The 15,661-nt window shown below is 68.6% G+C and carries 16 protein-coding genes; 15 read left to right on the top strand and 1 reads right to left on the bottom strand.

Features of this window, described 5'->3' with window-relative positions:
• Positions 1–9 precede the first annotated feature (9 nt).
• From prmC to SGFS_RS20595, 15 genes are all read left to right on the top strand, one after another.
• Positions 10–855, top strand: coding sequence for a peptide chain release factor N(5)-glutamine methyltransferase (gene prmC / locus SGFS_RS20665; RefSeq protein WP_286252305.1), 846 nt, complete (start codon positions 10–12; stop codon positions 853–855).
• Positions 856–917: 62 nt separating this feature from the next.
• Positions 918–1,565, top strand: a complete 648-nt coding sequence (locus SGFS_RS20660) for an L-threonylcarbamoyladenylate synthase (RefSeq protein ID WP_286252303.1) — start codon at positions 918–920, stop codon at positions 1,563–1,565.
• Complete coding sequence (locus SGFS_RS20655) at positions 1,562–2,230, top strand: arsenate reductase/protein-tyrosine-phosphatase family protein (protein ID WP_286252301.1); 669 nt, start codon at positions 1,562–1,564, stop codon at positions 2,228–2,230. The genes SGFS_RS20660 and SGFS_RS20655 overlap by 4 nt, the downstream gene beginning before the upstream one ends.
• Positions 2,231–2,342: 112 nt before the next feature.
• Complete coding sequence (locus tag SGFS_RS20650; protein ID WP_286252299.1) at positions 2,343–3,581, top strand: serine hydroxymethyltransferase; 1,239 nt, start codon at positions 2,343–2,345, stop codon at positions 3,579–3,581.
• Between the two features lie 129 nt (positions 3,582–3,710).
• Positions 3,711–4,994: an MraY family glycosyltransferase gene (locus SGFS_RS20645; protein WP_286252297.1), complete on the top strand. Its 1,284-nt coding sequence runs from the start codon at positions 3,711–3,713 to the stop codon at positions 4,992–4,994.
• Between the two features lie 347 nt (positions 4,995–5,341).
• Entirely contained in the window at positions 5,342–5,779 is a 438-nt protein-coding gene (locus SGFS_RS20640) for a hypothetical protein (protein WP_286252296.1), read from the top strand.
• A gap of 225 nt (positions 5,780–6,004) precedes the next feature.
• Positions 6,005–6,832 carry a F0F1 ATP synthase subunit A gene (atpB, locus tag SGFS_RS20635; RefSeq protein ID WP_286252295.1) on the top strand — a complete coding sequence of 276 codons (828 nt, stop codon included), beginning with the start codon at positions 6,005–6,007 and terminating at the stop codon, positions 6,830–6,832.
• A 73-nt stretch (positions 6,833–6,905) separates the two neighbouring features.
• Entirely contained in the window at positions 6,906–7,136 is a 231-nt protein-coding gene (atpE, locus tag SGFS_RS20630; RefSeq protein ID WP_007384721.1) for an ATP synthase F0 subunit C, read from the top strand.
• A 41-nt stretch (positions 7,137–7,177) separates the two neighbouring features.
• Positions 7,178–7,720: a F0F1 ATP synthase subunit B gene (locus SGFS_RS20625; RefSeq protein ID WP_286252289.1), complete on the top strand. Its 543-nt coding sequence runs from the start codon at positions 7,178–7,180 to the stop codon at positions 7,718–7,720.
• Positions 7,717–8,532, top strand: coding sequence for a F0F1 ATP synthase subunit delta (locus SGFS_RS20620; RefSeq protein ID WP_286252287.1), 816 nt, complete (start codon positions 7,717–7,719; stop codon positions 8,530–8,532). The genes SGFS_RS20625 and SGFS_RS20620 overlap by 4 nt, the downstream gene beginning before the upstream one ends.
• Positions 8,533–8,663: 131 nt before the next feature.
• A complete protein-coding gene (atpA, locus tag SGFS_RS20615) occupies positions 8,664–10,253 on the top strand; it encodes a F0F1 ATP synthase subunit alpha (protein WP_286252285.1) in 1,590 nt (529 codons plus the stop codon).
• 21 nt (positions 10,254–10,274) lie between these two features.
• Entirely contained in the window at positions 10,275–11,192 is a 918-nt protein-coding gene (locus SGFS_RS20610; RefSeq protein WP_286252284.1) for a F0F1 ATP synthase subunit gamma, read from the top strand.
• Positions 11,192–12,628, top strand: a complete 1,437-nt coding sequence (gene atpD, locus SGFS_RS20605; RefSeq protein WP_286252282.1) for a F0F1 ATP synthase subunit beta — start codon at positions 11,192–11,194, stop codon at positions 12,626–12,628. Before SGFS_RS20610 ends, atpD begins: the two co-directional genes overlap by 1 nt.
• 214 nt (positions 12,629–12,842) lie before the next feature.
• Positions 12,843–13,217, top strand: coding sequence for a F0F1 ATP synthase subunit epsilon (locus SGFS_RS20600; RefSeq protein WP_286252279.1), 375 nt, complete (start codon positions 12,843–12,845; stop codon positions 13,215–13,217).
• A 146-nt stretch (positions 13,218–13,363) separates the two neighbouring features.
• Positions 13,364–13,819 (top strand): DUF2550 domain-containing protein, encoded by a 456-nt coding sequence (locus tag SGFS_RS20595; RefSeq protein WP_286252277.1) that lies wholly within the window; start codon positions 13,364–13,366, stop codon positions 13,817–13,819.
• A gap of 13 nt (positions 13,820–13,832) precedes the next feature.
• Here the strand turns inward: SGFS_RS20595 and SGFS_RS20590 are convergent, their stop codons facing one another.
• Positions 13,833–15,653 (bottom strand): glycoside hydrolase family 18 chitinase, encoded by a 1,821-nt coding sequence (locus tag SGFS_RS20590; RefSeq protein ID WP_286252276.1) that lies wholly within the window; start codon positions 15,651–15,653, stop codon positions 13,833–13,835.
• Positions 15,654–15,661: the final 8 nt, after the last annotated feature.

Raw genomic sequence — 15,661 nt, 5'->3', positions numbered from 1 at the left:
AGGACTTGCGTGAACCTGCTGCTCGCGGAGGTGGCCCAGGCCACCCAGCGGCTGGCCGACGCCGGCGTGCCCTCGCCGCGCAACGACGCGGAGGAGCTCGCCGCGTTCGTGCACGGCGTCAAGCGGGGCGAGCTGCACACGGTCAAGGACTCCGACTTCGACGCCCGGTACTGGGAGGTCATCGCCCGCCGCGAGCAGCGCGAGCCCCTCCAGCACATCACCGGGCGCGCGTACTTCCGCTACCTCGAACTGCAGGTCGGGCCAGGGGTGTTCGTGCCCCGGCCGGAGACCGAGTCCGTGGTCGGTTGGGCCATAGACGCCGTACGCGCGATGGACGTCGTCGAGCCGCTCATCGTCGACCTGTGCACCGGCTCCGGCGCCATCGCCCTCGCCCTCGCCCAGGAGGTGCCGCGCTCGCGCGTGCACGCCGTGGAGCTGTCCGAGGACGCCCTGACGTGGACCCGCAAGAACATGGCGGGCTCACGCGTCGACCTGCGCCAGGGCAACGCCCTGGACGCCTTCCGCGACCTCGACGGCCAGGTCGACCTGGTCGTCTCCAACCCGCCGTACATCCCGCTCACGGAGTGGGAGTACGTGGCGCCCGAGGCCCGCGACTACGATCCCGAACTCGCCCTGTTCTCAGGGGAGGACGGGCTCGAACTGATCCGTGGACTGGAACGCACCGCACACCGGCTCCTGCGCCCCGGCGGCGTCGTCGTCATCGAGCACGCCGACACCCAGGGCGGCCAGGTGCCGTGGATCTTCACCGAGGAGCGGGGCTGGGCCGACGCGGCCGACCACCCGGACCTCAACAAGCGGCCGAGGTTCGCGACCGCCCGCAAGGCGCTGCCGTGAGCACCCGCCCGACGGCAGTTTTTTCGGAAGCCCAGCATTACGTGTACGAGGAGGCCCGCTAGATGGCACGGCGATACGACACCAACGACGCCACCGACCGCGCGACCGGTCTGCGCGAGGCCGCGTCCGCCGTCCGCCGGGGCGAGCTCGTGGTGCTGCCGACGGACACCGTCTACGGCATCGGCGCCGACGCGTTCTCCTCGGAGGCCGTGGCCGATCTGCTCCAGGCCAAGGGCCGGGGCCGTGCCATGCCCACGCCCGTCCTCATCGGCTCCCCGAACACCCTGCACGGGCTCGTCACCGACTTCTCCGAGATGGCCTGGGAGCTGGTCGACGCCTTCTGGCCGGGCGCGCTCACCCTCGTCGCCAAGCACCAGCCGTCGCTGCAGTGGGACCTCGGCGACACCCGTGGCACGGTCGCCGTGCGCATGCCGCTGCACCCGGTCGCCATCGAGCTGCTCACCGAGGTCGGCCCCATGGCGGTCTCCTCCGCCAACCTGACGGGCGAGCCGGCGCCGGAGAACTGCGACGCCGCCGAGGCGATGCTCGGCGACTCCGTCTCCGTCTACCTCGACGGCGGCCCGACCCCCGGCATCGTGCCGTCGTCGATCGTCGACGTCACGGGCAAGGTGCCGGTGCTGCTGCGTGCGGGCGCCCTGTCGGCGGAGGAGCTGCGCAAGGTCGTACCCGACCTCGAGGTGGCGAATTGACAGCCCCTGACGCGGGGCGTGGCATATGGAACGGGGAAGAGACGGGGACCTTCGGCCTCCCGCGTGACACTTTCCGGATCCTCCACGTCAGCACCGGGAACGTCTGCCGCTCGCCGATCACCGAGCGGCTGACCCGCCATGCCCTGGCGGACCGGCTCGGGGACCCGCTGTGGGGCGGGCTGATCGTCGAGAGCGCGGGGACCTGGGGGCACGAGGGCGCGCCCATGGAGGCGAACGCGGAGGCGGTCCTCGCGGACTTCGGCGCGGACGCCTCCGGCTTCACGGGGCGTGAGCTGCTGGACGAGCACGTCATCCGGGCCGACCTCGTCCTGACGGCCACGCGCGACCACCGGGCCCAGGTCATCTCCATGGGGCACTCGGCGGGGCTGCGGACCTTCACTCTGAAGGAGTTCACCCGCCTGGTGCGGGCGATAGATCCGGCCACGCTGCCGCCGCTGGACGAGGGCATGGTCGCGCGGGCGCGCGCACTGGTGCGCGCGGCGGCCGCTCTACGCGGGTGGCTACTGGCCCCGACGGCGGAGGCGGACGAGGTGTACGACCCGTACGGGGCGCCGCTGCCGTTTTTCCGCTCGGTGGGGGACGAGATACATCAGGCGCTGGATCCGGTGGTGACGGCGCTGACGGGGGTGGCGGCGAGGGCGTAGCCGGCCCGGCCGACCCTGGTCGCACGACACCGATCGGCGGCATCAGCAGCGCGCCCCGCGCGTCCGCGGCCTACATTGGACGTACGTCACCGTCGACGCCCCGGAGCCCATCATGTCGGTCATCCCTGTCCTAGAGACCGATGTCCTGCGGCGGCAGGACCCCGAGCTGGCCGACATCCTCCTCGGTGAGCTGGACCGGCAGTCGACGACGCTCCAGCTCGTCGCCGCCGAGAACTTCACCTCGCCCGCGGTGCTGGCCACGCTGGGCTCGGCGCTCGCCAACAAGTACGCGGAGGGCTATCCGGGTGCCCGGCACCACGGCGGCTGCGAGATCGTCGACGTCGCCGAGCGGCTCGCCGTGGAGCGCGCCAAGGCCCTTTTCGGCGCCGACCACGCCAACGTCCAGTCCCACTCCGGGTCGTCGGCCGTTCTGGCCGCGTACGCCGCCCTGCTGCGCCCCGGTGACACCGTCCTGGCGATGGGCCTGCCCTTCGGCGGCCACCTCACGCACGGGTCGCCCGCCAACTTCTCCGGCCGCTGGTTCGACTTCGTCGGGTACGGCGTCGACGCGGACTCCGGGCTCATCGACCACGAACAGGTCCGCGCCCTCGCCCGTACGCACCGCCCGAAGGCCATCGTGTGCGGTTCCATCTCCTACCCCCGGCACATCGACTACGCGTTCTTCCGCGAGGTCGCCGACGAGGTGGGCGCGTATCTGATCGCCGACGCCGCCCACCCGATCGGGCTCGTCGCCGGGGGAGCGGCGCCCAGTCCGGTGCCGTACGCCGACATCGTCTGCGCCACCACCCACAAGGTGCTGCGCGGCCCGCGCGGCGGCATGCTGCTCTGCGGGAGCGGGCTGGCCGAGCGCGTCGACCGGGCCGTGTTCCCGTTCACCCAGGGCGGCGCGCAGATGCACACCATCGCCGCGAAGGCCGTCGCGTTCGGGGAGGCGGCAACACCGGCGTTCACCGCGTACGCCCATCAGGTGGTCGCCAACGCGCGGGTGCTGGCGGAGGGGCTGGCCCGGGAAGGGCTCGCCGTCGTCACCGGGGGCACCGACACCCACCTCCTCACCGTCGATCCCGCGCCACTCGGCGTCGACGGACGCACGGCACGGGGGCGCCTCACGGCCGCCGGGATGATCCTGGACTGCTGTGCCCTGCCGCACGGGCACGCCCGCGGGCTGCGTCTGGGCACGGCCGCAATGACCACGCAGGGCATGGGCGAGGCCGAGATGGCGCGGGTCGCCGTACTGTTCGCGCAGGTCCTGCGGGACGGCGGGGACGGCAGGCGGGCGCGTGAAGAAGTGCGGGACCTGGCCGGAAGATTTCCGCCGTATCCGCGCTGAGGTGGGGTGGACGGACCACACGACACAGCATCACGTGCAACCATCGTCGCTACCCGGAAGTCCCCAACCATATGCGCGCATCGCTAGGGTGTGGGGCTGAGATGGCCAGCGAGACCTGTGGGGAAGCCCGTGCGTGAATACCTGCTGACGCTCTGCATCACGGCCGCGGTGACGTACCTGTTGACAGGACCGGTACGGAAATTCGCGATCGTGGCCGGAGCCATGCCGGAGATCCGTGCGCGCGACGTCCACCGAGAGCCCACACCCCGCCTCGGCGGCATCGCGATGTTCTTCGGCCTGTGTGCCGGTCTGCTGGTCGCCGACCATCTGACCAACCTCGGCGAGGTCTTCGCCGAGTCCAACGAACCGCGCGCGCTGCTCTCCGGGGCCGCCCTGATCTGGCTCATCGGCGTTCTCGACGACAAGTTCGAGATCGACGCGCTGATCAAGCTGGGCGGGCAGATGATCGCCGCCGGCGTGATGGTCATGCAGGGTCTGACGATCCTGTGGCTGCCCATCCCGAGCGTCGGCATCGTCGCCCTGACCCAGTGGCAGGGCACGCTGCTCACGGTCGCCCTGGTCGTCATCACCATCAACGCGGTCAACTTCGTCGACGGCCTGGACGGGCTCGCGGCCGGCATGGTCTGCATCGCCTCCGGCGCGTTCTTCATGTACGCCTACCGCCTCTGGTACAGCTACGGCATCGAGGCGGCCGCCCCGGCCACGCTGTTCGCGGCGGTCCTGATGGGCATGTGCCTGGGCTTCCTGCCGCACAACATGCACCCCGCGCGGATCTTCATGGGCGACTCCGGCTCGATGCTGATCGGCCTGGTGCTGGCGGCCGGCGCGATCTCCGTCACGGGGCAGGTCGACCCGGACGTGATGGGCTTGTACATCTCGGAGCGCAGCACGGTCTACTCGATGGTGCCGGTCTACATCCCGCTGCTGATGCCGCTCACCATCATCGCGATCCCGGCGGCCGACCTGATCCTCGCCATCGTGCGCCGCACCTGGCGCGGCCAGTCGCCGTTCGCCGCCGACCGCGGCCATCTGCACCACCGGCTGCTGGAGATCGGGCACTCGCACAGCCGCGCGGTGCTGATCATGTACTTCTTCTCGGCGGTCATCGCCTTCGGCACCCTCGCGTACACCGTGAACGCCGCGTCCATGTGGATCGTGCTCGGCATCGCCGCGCTCAACGCGGTCGGCCTCTTCCTGCTCCTGCTGCCCCGGTTCACCCCGCGCGCTCCCCGTTGGGCCGAGCGCTTCGTCCCGCCCCGCTACCGCCGCCGCAAGCCGGGTACGGAGGCCGCCGGCGCGGTGGCCGAGTGGCAGCCGTCCCTGAACGGCGCGACGGCCCTCGGCGAGCGCCCGCTGGACGAGGAGCGCAAGCCTGCGGGGGCGCGGCACTGAGACCGTAAGAAACAGTCGAAGGGGGGCCTGCGGGCCCCCTTCCTCTTTGCCACAAGGTAAGAATCTGACTAGAGCATTGCCAAGTCGTGGGGGAACAAAGCGCCCTAATACCAGACAGGTCGGCACTGTTTTTGCACAGACGCGCACTGTCACTCTCATGTGTGACATCGAGCACGCCAACTAGGTAAAGACCTCATCAAATAGTTTGTGATACGGTTCACGAGAACCCGGGACAGAGCCGCGGGGCCGCAGTGCGACGGTCCACCGGCGCGAGATTTCCGCTCGCCCCCGGGGTCTACGCTCGTCCATGACGACACCTGCCCCCTTAAGCAAGCGGAGTTGCCGCCATGCCGTCCAATGACGCCCGGATCCTCCTTCAGGCCGCCGTACCCACGGCTGCCGCCGGCGCCATCGCCGCTGTCATCAGCGGTGTGGTCGTCGGAGGCAAGGGGGCTGTCGGCGCCGTCGTGGCGGCGGTGATCACGATCCTCTTCATGGGAATCGGGCTCTACGTTCTGCAGCGCACTGCCAAATCGCTTCCTCACCTGTTCCAGGCGATGGGCCTGATGCTCTACGCGGCACAAATTCTGCTGCTGTTCATCTTCATGGCCGCGTTCAAGAACACCACGCTGTTCCACCCCAGGTCCTTCGCGTTCACGCTCGTCGGTACCACGCTCGTGTGGATCGTCTTCCAGACGCGTGCCCACATGAAGGCCAAGATTCTTTACGTCGAACCTGATTCCTCGACGGGCAACAAGCCCGAAAAATCAGGGCACTCGTCGTGAGGAGTAGGGCCGGGATAAGCGTCCGCAGGAGATCCTGCTATCGTCCGGTGCCAACTGCGGCATCGCGGGCGCGGGCAATCGAGCTGACGCCTGCCCTAGTGCGAGGCTCCATGCCCCACAGCCGCCCTCACATCCGTAACACCAGTCCAGTGCCGACCCGCGGCTGTCCGCCGCGCCGACACAACGAGGTTGCCGTACCCATGCGCCACGCTGAAGGAGCCCGCGGTGAGTGCTGATCCGACGCAGGTGCTCGCCTTCGAGACCGACTGCCACATCTTCGCCGACTGTGGCTTCGCCGAGGTTTCCCCCGGCCTGCACTCGTTCTTGTTCCAGCCTCTCTGGGGCGACGGCGACAGCAATCTGTACTTCAACAAGACGATGCTTCTGGCGCTGCTCGGCTCGATCATCATCGTCGGCTTCTTCTGGGCCGCCTTCCGCAAGCCGCAGGTCGTCCCCGGCAAGCTCCAGATGGTCGCCGAGGCGGGATACGACTTCATCCGGCGCGGTGTCGTCTACGAGACCATCGGCAGGAAGGAAGGCGAGAAGTACGTCCCGCTCGTCGTCTCCCTGTTCTTCTTCATCTGGATGATGAACCTCTGGTCGATCGTTCCGGTCGCGCAGTTCCCGGTCACGGCGATCATCTCCTACCCCGCAGTCCTCGCGCTGATCGTGTACGTCACGTGGGTGGTCCTGACCTTCAAGCGACAGGGCTTCGTCGGCTTCTTCAAGAACGTCACGGGCTACGACAAGTCGCTCGGTGCGGTGCTGCCGCTGTCGATGACGATCGAGTTCTTCTCGAACATCCTGATCCGGCCCTTCACCCACGCCGTACGACTCTTCGCGAACATGTTCGCCGGTCACACGCTGCTGCTGCTCTTCACGATCGCCAGCTGGTACCTGCTGAACAGCTTCGGCATCGCCTACGCGGGTGTCTCGTTCGTGATGGTCCTCGTCATGACCGCCTTCGAGTTGTTCGTCCAGGCCCTGCAGGCCTATGTGTTCGTCCTGTTGACCTGCACCTACATTCAGGGCGCTCTCGCCGAGCACCACTGATCAGGCACCTCACCGACCCCAATTCGTCCGGTGGCCAACCGCCACCGGTCCGTAAAGAAAAGGAAGAACTGGCATGTCCACGACCCTTGCTGCCGTCGAAGGTTCCCTCGGTTCGATCGGTTACGGCCTTGCCGCCATCGGCCCCGGCGTCGGCGTCGGCATCATCTTCGGCAACGGCACCCAGGCTCTCGCCCGCCAGCCCGAGGCGGCCGGCCTGATCCGCGCCAACCAGATCCTGGGCTTCGCCTTCTGTGAGGCGCTCGCCCTGATCGGTCTGGTCATGCCGTTCGTCTACGGCTACTGATCACCGACACCAGTCCAGCCGACTAGACGAAAGGCACACACATGAGCCAGCTGCTTATCGCAGCCGGGGATGGAGAGAACCCTCTCATCCCGCCGATTCCTGAGCTCGTCATCGGCCTGCTCGCCTTCGTCATCGTCTTCGGCCTCCTCGCCAAGAAGCTCCTCCCGAACATCAACAAGGTTCTGGAAGAGCGCCGCGAGGCCATCGAGGGCGGTATCGAGAAGGCCGAGATCGCTCAGACCGAGGCCCAGAGCGTGCTTGAGCAGTACAAGGCTCAGCTCGCCGAGGCCCGGCACGAGGCCGCGCGGCTGCGCCAGGAGGCGCAGGAGCAGGGCGCCACGCTCATCGCCGAGATGCGCGCCGAAGGCCAGCGGCAGCGTGAGGAGATCATCGCCGCCGGTCACGCGCAGCTCGACGCCGACCGCAAGGCCGCCTCGCAGGCGCTGCGCCAGGACGTCGGCAAGCTCGCCACCGACCTGGCCGGCAAGCTCGTCGGTGAGTCCCTCGAGGACCACGCCCGGCAGAGCCGCGTCATCGACCGCTTCCTCGACGACCTCGAGGAGAAGGCCGAGGCCGCGCGATGAACGGAGCGAGCCGCGAGGCCCTGGCTGCCGCACGTGAGCGTCTCGACGCGCTGACGGACTCCACGTCCGTGACCGCGGCGTCGCTCTCCGACGAGCTGGCCGCCGTCACCGCGCTGCTCGACCGCGAGGTGTCGCTGCGTCGGGTCCTCACCGACCCGGCGCAGGCCGGTGAGGCCAAGGCCGACCTGGCCGGACGCATCCTCGGCGGCCAGGTCAGCGGGACGACCGCCGACCTGGTGTCCGGTCTGGTGCGCTCCCGCTGGTCGCAGTCGCGTGACCTGGTGGACGCGCTGGAGGAGCTGGCGAGCCTCGCCGAGCTCACCGCCGCGCAGAAGTCGGGCGACCTCGACGACGTGGAGGACGAGCTCTTCCGGTTCGGCCGGATCGTCTCCTCCAACACGGAGCTGCGGTCCGCGCTGACCGACCGCAAGGCGGGCAACCCGGCCAAGGGCGAGCTGCTGCGCAGCCTGCTCGGCGGCCGTGCCAAGCCCACCACCGAGCGTCTGGTGACGCGCCTGGTGACCGCGCCCCGTGGACGTAGCCTGGAGTCGGGACTCGAGTCCCTGTCCAAGCTCGCCGCCGAGCGTCGTAACCGCATGGTCGCAGTCGTCACCTCGGCGGTCCCGCTGAGCGACCCGCAGAAGCAGCGCCTCGGCGCCGCCCTCGCGAAGCTCTACGGCCGTCAGATGCACCTCAACCTCGACGTGGACCCCGAGGTCCTCGGCGGGATCCGGGTGCAGGTCGGTGACGAGGTCATCAACGGCTCGATCGCGGACCGACTCGAGGACGCCGGCCGCCGCCTGGCGAGCTAGCAAACTTCATAGCAGTACGTACGTATGTCTGCGGCCCGGTTGGGCCGTGCAGAGGATTCACCTCGTTCAGGGGGGAGTCCCCATCCCCCCAAGTGAAACTTCGGGCCCAACAAGGAGAGCAGGGAACCCAGATGGCGGAGCTCACGATCCGGCCGGAGGAGATCCGGGACGCGCTGGAGAACTTCGTCCAGTCGTACAAGCCGGACGCGGCCTCGCGCGAGGAGGTCGGTACGGTCACCCTTGCCGGCGACGGCATCGCGAAGGTCGAGGGTCTGCCCTCGGCCATGGCCAACGAACTGCTGAAGTTCGAGGACGGCACCCTCGGCCTCGCGCTCAACCTGGAAGAGCGCGAGATCGGCGCCATCGTCCTCGGTGAGTTCAGCGGCATCGAGGAGGGCCAGCCGGTCTCCCGTACCGGCGAGGTCCTGTCGGTCGCCGTGGGCGAGGGCTACCTCGGCCGCGTCGTCGACCCGCTCGGCAACCCGATCGACGGCCTCGGCGAGATCGAGACGACCGGCCGCCGTGCCCTGGAGCTGCAGGCTCCGGGTGTCATGGCCCGTAAGTCGGTGCACGAGCCGATGGAGACCGGCTACAAGGCCGTCGACGCGATGACCCCGGTCGGCCGTGGCCAGCGTCAGCTGATCATCGGTGACCGCCAGACCGGCAAGACCGCCCTGGCCGTCGACACGATCATCAACCAGCGCGACAACTGGCGCTCCGGTGACGTGAACAAGCAGGTCCGCTGCGTCTACGTCGCCATCGGCCAGAAGGGCTCGACCATCGCCTCCGTGCGTGGCGCCCTCGAAGAGGCCGGCGCGCTGGAGTACACGACCATCGTCGCCGCCCCGGCGTCCGACCCGGCCGGCTTCAAGTACCTGGCGCCGTACACCGGTTCGGCCATCGGTCAGCAGTGGATGTACGAGGGCAAGCACGTCCTCATCATCTTCGACGACCTCTCGAAGCAGGCCGACGCCTACCGCGCCGTGTCGCTGCTGCTGCGCCGCCCGCCGGGCCGCGAGGCCTACCCGGGTGACGTCTTCTACCTGCACTCCCGTCTGCTCGAGCGCTGCGCGAAGCTCTCCGACGACCTGGGTGCCGGCTCGATGACCGGTCTGCCGATCGTCGAGACGAAGGCCAACGACGTCTCGGCGTTCATCCCGACCAACGTCATCTCCATCACCGACGGCCAGTGCTTCCTGGAGTCGGACCTCTTCAACGCCGGTCAGCGCCCCGCGCTGAACGTCGGTATCTCCGTCTCCCGAGTCGGTGGTTCCGCGCAGCACAAGGCGATGAAGCAGGTCTCCGGCCGCCTCCGCCTCGACCTCGCCCAGTACCGTGAGCTGGAGGCGTTCGCCGCCTTCGGTTCCGACCTGGACGCCGCGTCGAAGGCCCAGCTGGAGCGCGGTCAGCGTCTGGTCGAGCTGCTCAAGCAGCCTCAGTACCAGCCGATGCCGACCGAGGACCAGGTCGTCTCCGTGTGGGCCGGTACCACCGGCAAGATGGACGACGTCCCGGTCACCGACGTCCGCCGCTTCGAGAAGGAGCTCCTGGAGTACCTGCACCGCAAGGAGCAGGGCCTCATGACCTCCATCAAGGAGGGCGGCAAGATGTCGGACGACACCCTCACCGCTGTTGCCGACGCGATCGCCGACTTCAAGAAGCAGTTCGAGACCTCGGACGGCAAGCTTCTCGGCGAGGACGCCCCGGCCGCGGCCAAGTGACGTAAGGAAGGGACCTGACTCATGGGAGCCCAGCTCCGGGTCTACAAGCGTCGCATCCGATCCGTCACCGCGACCAAGAAGATCACCAAGGCGATGGAGATGATCGCCGCCTCGCGCGTCGTCAAGGCGCAGCGCAAGGTGGCGGCCTCCACGCCGTACGCGACCGAGCTCACCCGCGCGGTCACGGCGGTCGGTACCGGTTCGAACACCAAGCACCCGCTGACCACGGAGGCGGAGACGGCGACCCGTTCCGCGGTACTGCTCCTCACGAGCGACCGCGGACTGGCCGGCGCCTTCAACTCCAACGCGATCAAGGCCGCCGAGCAGCTGACGGCGCGTCTTGAGGCGGAGGGCAAGGAGGTCGACACGTACATCGTCGGCCGCCGCGGTCTGGCCCACTACAACTTCCGCGAGCGCAAGGTCGTGGAGTCGTGGTCGGGCTTCACCGACGAGCCCACCTACGCGGACGCCAAGAAGGTCGCGGGTCCGCTGATCGAGGCCATCGAGAAGGAGACGGCGGACGGCGGAGTGGACGAACTCCACATCGTCTTCACCGAGTTCGTCTCGATGATGACGCAGACGGCGCTCGACGCCCGTCTGCTGCCGCTCAGCCTCGACGAGGTGGCCCAGGAGTCGGCGCCGAAGGGCGAGATCCTTCCGCTGTACGACTTCGAGCCGTCGGCGGAGGACGTCCTCGACGCCCTGCTGCCGCGCTACGTCGAGAGCCGTATCTACAACGCGCTGCTCCAGTCGGCTGCCTCCAAGCACGCCGCCACCCGCCGCGCGATGAAGTCGGCGACCGACAACGCCGGAGAGCTCATCGAGACGCTCTCCCGCCTTGCCAACGCGGCCCGCCAGGCCGAAATCACCCAGGAAATCAGCGAGATCGTCGGTGGCTCCGCAGCCCTGGCCGACGCGACCGCGGGGAGTGACAGGTAATGACGACGACAGTTGAGACGGCCGTTGCCACGGGCCGCGTCGCCCGGGTCATCGGCCCGGTCGTCGACGTGGAATTCCCCGTCGACGCCATGCCGGAGATCTACAACGCCCTTCACGTCGAGGTGGCCGACCCGGCCCAGGACGGCGCGAAGAAGACGCTGACCCTGGAGGTCGCCCAGCACCTGGGTGACGGCCTGGTCCGCACGATCTCGATGCAGCCCACCGACGGTCTGGTCCGCCAGGCCCCGGTCACCGACACCGGCACGGGCATCACCGTTCCGGTCGGCGACTTCACCAAGGGCAAGGTGTTCAACACCCTCGGTGAGGTGCTGAACGTCGACGAGCAGTACGAGGGCGAGCGCTGGTCCATCCACCGCAAGGCCCCCAACTTCGACGAGCTCGAGTCGAAGACCGAGATGTTCGAGACCGGCGTCAAGGTCATCGACCTTCTCACCCCGTACGTCAAGGGTGGAAAGATCGGCCTGTTCGGCGGTGCCGGCGTCGGCAAGACGGTGCTCATCCAGGAGATGATCTACCGCGTCGCCAACAACCACGACGGTGTCTCCGTGTTCGCCGGTGTCGGTGAGCGCACCCGTGAGGGCAACGACCTCATCGAGGAGATGGCGGACTCCGGCGTCATCGACAAGACGGCCCTGGTCTTCGGGCAGATGGACGAGCCCCCGGGCACCCGTCTCCGTGTGGCCCTGGCCGGTCTGACCATGGCGGAGTACTTCCGCGATGTGCAGAAGCAGGACGTGCTGTTCTTCATCGACAACATCTTCCGCTTCACCCAGGCCGGTTCCGAGGTGTCGACCCTGCTCGGCCGTATGCCCTCCGCGGTGGGCTACCAGCCGAACCTGGCCGACGAGATGGGTCTCCTCCAGGAGCGCATCACCTCGACCCGTGGTCACTCGATCACCTCGATGCAGGCGATCTACGTCCCCGCGGACGACCTGACCGACCCGGCCCCGGCCACCACCTTCGCCCACCTCGACGCGACGACGGTTCTCTCCCGTCCGATCTCCGAGAAGGGCATCTACCCGGCCGTGGACCCGCTGGACTCCACGTCCCGCATCCTGGACCCCCGCTACATCGCGGCGGACCACTACAACACCGCCATGCGCGTCAAGACGGTGCTGCAGAAGTACAAGGACCTCCAGGACATCATCGCGATCCTCGGTATCGACGAGCTCGGCGAGGAGGACAAGCTCACCGTCCACCGTGCCCGTCGCGTGGAGCGCTTCCTGTCCCAGAACACCCACGTCGCCAAGCAGTTCACCGGCGTCGACGGGTCGGACGTCCCGCTGGACGAGTCGATCACCGCGTTCAACGCGATCATCGACGGCGAGTACGACCACTTCCCGGAGCAGGCGTTCTTCCTGTGCGGTGGTATCGAGGACCTGAAGAAGAACGCGAAGGAGCTCGGCGTCAGCTGACGTCAGGCACTCGTGGCAGAGGGGGGCGGGGCCGCACCTCAGGGGTGCGTCCCGCCCTTCTCCGTACTCCCTCTGCCACATCCCCCCGGGGGACTACCCCCGGATCCCCGGCCGAAAGACCCGGGGCGGGCCCCGACGATTCGATTCTCGGCGCCCTACTAGACTTGTACCCAACACCCGGCGGAACCGCCGGGTGGTGACCCGAGGAGCCACCTTGGCTGCTGAGCTGCACGTCGCGCTGGTCGCGGCCGACCGAGAGGTCTGGTCGGGCCAGGCCGCCTTGGTCGTCGCGCGCACCACGTCCGGCGACATCGGCGTCATGCCCGGTCACCAGCCGCTGCTCGGTGTGCTGGAGTCGGGCCCGGTGACCATCCGTACGAGCGAGGGCGGCACGGTCGTCGTCGCCGTGCACGGCGGTTTCATCTCGTTCGCGGACAACAAGCTGTCCCTGCTGGCGGAGGTCGCCGAGCTGGCCGACGAGATCGACGTCAAGCGCGTCGAGCGCGAGCTCGAGCTCGCGAAGGCGGAGGGCGATGCCGCCGCCGAGCGTCGCGCCGACGTCCGACTGCGTACGGTGGCGGCGCGCTAGGCCCGCGCGCCGTGTGATGCTGTATCTCAGCCGCGGCTGGGTCCGGATATATCCATCCGGACCCAGCCGCGGCTGAGGCAAATGTGGGTGTTTTTTACGTTCCATTACCAAGTTTCATTGCCTAGGAGACGAGGAGGTCGGTGTCGATGGTCCTCGCTCTGACTGTGTGCGGGCTGGTGGTCCTGCTCGTGGTGGTGGGACTCTTCGTCTTCGGCCTGCGCCGCAGACTCATCCAGCGCTCCGGCGGCACCTTCGACTGCAGCCTGCGCTGGGACGCCCCGGAGAAACCCGAGAAGGGCGAGGAGAACGGCAAGGGCTGGGGCTACGGCGTCGCCCGCTACAACGGCGACCGCATCGAGTGGTACCGCGTCTTCTCGTACTCCCCCCGCCCCCGCCGTGTCCTCGAGCGCTCGGCGATCGAGGTGGCCGGGCGCCGCACCCCTGACGGCGAGGAGGAGCTGGCCCTGCTCTCCGACGCCGTGATCCTCGCGTGTCTGCACCGCGGGACCCGGCTGGAACTGGCGATGAGCGAGGACGCGCTGACCGGTTTCCTCGCGTGGCTGGAGGCAGCCCCGCCCGGTCAGCGCGTCAACGTCGCCTGATCTTTCCTTTCGGCTACTTCAGCCCGTTGTTGATCGCGGTCACCAGCTCTCCGTTGCTCGTGTCGCCGCTGAACTCCCAGAAGAACGCGCCGCCCAGCCCCTGGTTCTTGGCCCAGGTCATCTTCGTGCCGATGGTGGCGGGGGTGTCGTAGCTCCACCAGTTGGTGCCGCAGTGCGCGTACGCCGTGCCCGCGACGGTGCCGGTGGCCGGGCAGGAGTTCTTGAGCACCTTGTAGTCCTCGATGCCCGCCTCATAGGTGCCGGTGGCCGCGCCGGTCGCCGTGCCGCCCGGGGAGGACTGGGTGACGCCGGTCCAGCCACGGCCGTAGAAGCCGATGCCCAGCAGGAGCTTCGAGGACGGGACGCCCTTCGACTTGAGCTTGGCTATCGCGTCGGCGGAGTTGAAACCGGCGGTCGGTATGCCGGAGTACGAGGTCAGCGGGGAGTGCGGGGCGGTCGGGCCCGTGTTCGCCCAGGCGCCGAAGTAGTCGTACGTCATCACGTTGTACCAGTCGACCGAGGCAGAGGCGCCGCCGTAGTCGGCCGCGTCGATCTTGCCGCCGGAGGAGCCGTCGGCGGTGATCGCGGCCGTGACCAGGTAGTTCGAGCCGAACTCGGTGCGCAGGGCCGACATCAGGTTCTTGAAGGCCGCAGCACCGGAGGTGTCGCAGGTCAGACCGCAGGCGTTCGGGTACTCCCAGTCGATGTCGATGCCGTCGAAGACGTCCGCCCAGCGCGGGTCCTCCACGACGGCCTTGCAGGACTTGGCGAAGGCGGCCGGGTTCTGCGCGGCCTGGCCGAAGCCGCCCGAGTAGGTCCAGCCGCCGAACGACCACAGCACCTTGAGGTGCGGGTACTTCGCCTTGAGCTGGCGGAGCTGGTTGAAGTTGCCGCGCAGCGGCTGGTCCCAGGTGTCCGCGACCCCGCTGACGGACTGGTCGGCGGTGTACGCCTTGTCGGTGGCCGCGTAGGAGTCGTCCAGCACGCACTGGCCGTTCTTGACGTTGCCGAAGGCGTAGTTGATGTGGGTGATCTTGGCGGCGGAACCAGAGGTCACCAGGTTCTTGACGTGGTAGTTGCGGCCGTAGACGCCCCACTCGGTGAAGTAGCCGAGGTTGACCTTGGAGGTCGGCTGGGGGGTGGTGCCGCCGGTCGTGCGGACGGCGACCGCGCCGCTCACCGGGCCGGTCCGGTCGGCGGTGTCACGGGCCTGGACGGTGTACGAGTAGTCGGTGCCGGAGGTCAGGCCGGTGTCCGTGTACGACGTGGTCGTGACGGTGGCGACCTTGGTGCCGCCGCGCAGGACGTCGTAGTTCTTGATCCCCTTGTCGTCGGTGGCCGCGCTCCAGCTGAGCTTCACCGAGGTGTCGGTGACGTCGGAGGCGGTCGGGGTGCCGGGGGCGGAGGGTGCCGCGTCGCCGGGGACGGTGGGGCCGCCGTCACAACTGCCACCGTTCAGCTTGCAGTTGGCCGGGGAGCCTGAGCCGCTCCCGTTGAAACCGAAGGAGACGGAGGCGCCCGGGGCGAGGGTGCCGTTCCAGGATTTGTTCTTGGCGGTCCAGTGATTGGCGGACGAGGTGACGTCCGCGTCCCAGGCCGAGGTGACGGACGTGCCGGAGGGGAAGTCCCACTCGACCGTCCAGGCGCTGATGGATGTGGTGCCGGTGTTCTTCACCGTCCACTTGCCTTCGAAGCCGGTGCCCCAGTCCTGGGTCTTGGTGTAGGTGGCGGTCGCCTCCGTGGCCGCTTGCGCGGGGGTGGCGAGACCGACCAGGCCGGCGAGGGGGAGCAGCAGGGTGACGAAGCCCGCTGCGGCTCTGTGCCTGAAGCGCATGACGCGCC

The organism is Streptomyces graminofaciens, from assembly GCF_030294945.1.
Classification (GTDB): domain Bacteria; phylum Actinomycetota; class Actinomycetes; order Streptomycetales; family Streptomycetaceae; genus Streptomyces; species Streptomyces graminofaciens.
The sequence above is the reverse complement of the archived record's forward strand: the minus strand, read 5'-3'. Positions and strand labels throughout refer to the sequence as shown.

Coding starts and splice junctions, on each gene's coding strand:
- atpE (WP_007384721.1), top strand. CDS start 6,906: ATGTCCACGACCCTTGCTGCCGTCGAAGGTTCCCTCGGTTCGATCGGT.
- SGFS_RS20590 (WP_286252276.1), bottom strand. CDS start 15,653: ATGCGCTTCAGGCACAGAGCCGCAGCGGGCTTCGTCACCCTGCTGCTC.
- atpA (WP_286252285.1), top strand. CDS start 8,664: ATGGCGGAGCTCACGATCCGGCCGGAGGAGATCCGGGACGCGCTGGAG.
- SGFS_RS20620 (WP_286252287.1), top strand. CDS start 7,717: ATGAACGGAGCGAGCCGCGAGGCCCTGGCTGCCGCACGTGAGCGTCTC.
- SGFS_RS20660 (WP_286252303.1), top strand. CDS start 918: ATGGCACGGCGATACGACACCAACGACGCCACCGACCGCGCGACCGGT.
- SGFS_RS20650 (WP_286252299.1), top strand. CDS start 2,343: ATGTCGGTCATCCCTGTCCTAGAGACCGATGTCCTGCGGCGGCAGGAC.
- SGFS_RS20625 (WP_286252289.1), top strand. CDS start 7,178: ATGAGCCAGCTGCTTATCGCAGCCGGGGATGGAGAGAACCCTCTCATC.
- SGFS_RS20595 (WP_286252277.1), top strand. CDS start 13,364: ATGGTCCTCGCTCTGACTGTGTGCGGGCTGGTGGTCCTGCTCGTGGTG.
- atpD (WP_286252282.1), top strand. CDS start 11,192: ATGACGACGACAGTTGAGACGGCCGTTGCCACGGGCCGCGTCGCCCGG.
- SGFS_RS20610 (WP_286252284.1), top strand. CDS start 10,275: ATGGGAGCCCAGCTCCGGGTCTACAAGCGTCGCATCCGATCCGTCACC.
- SGFS_RS20640 (WP_286252296.1), top strand. CDS start 5,342: ATGCCGTCCAATGACGCCCGGATCCTCCTTCAGGCCGCCGTACCCACG.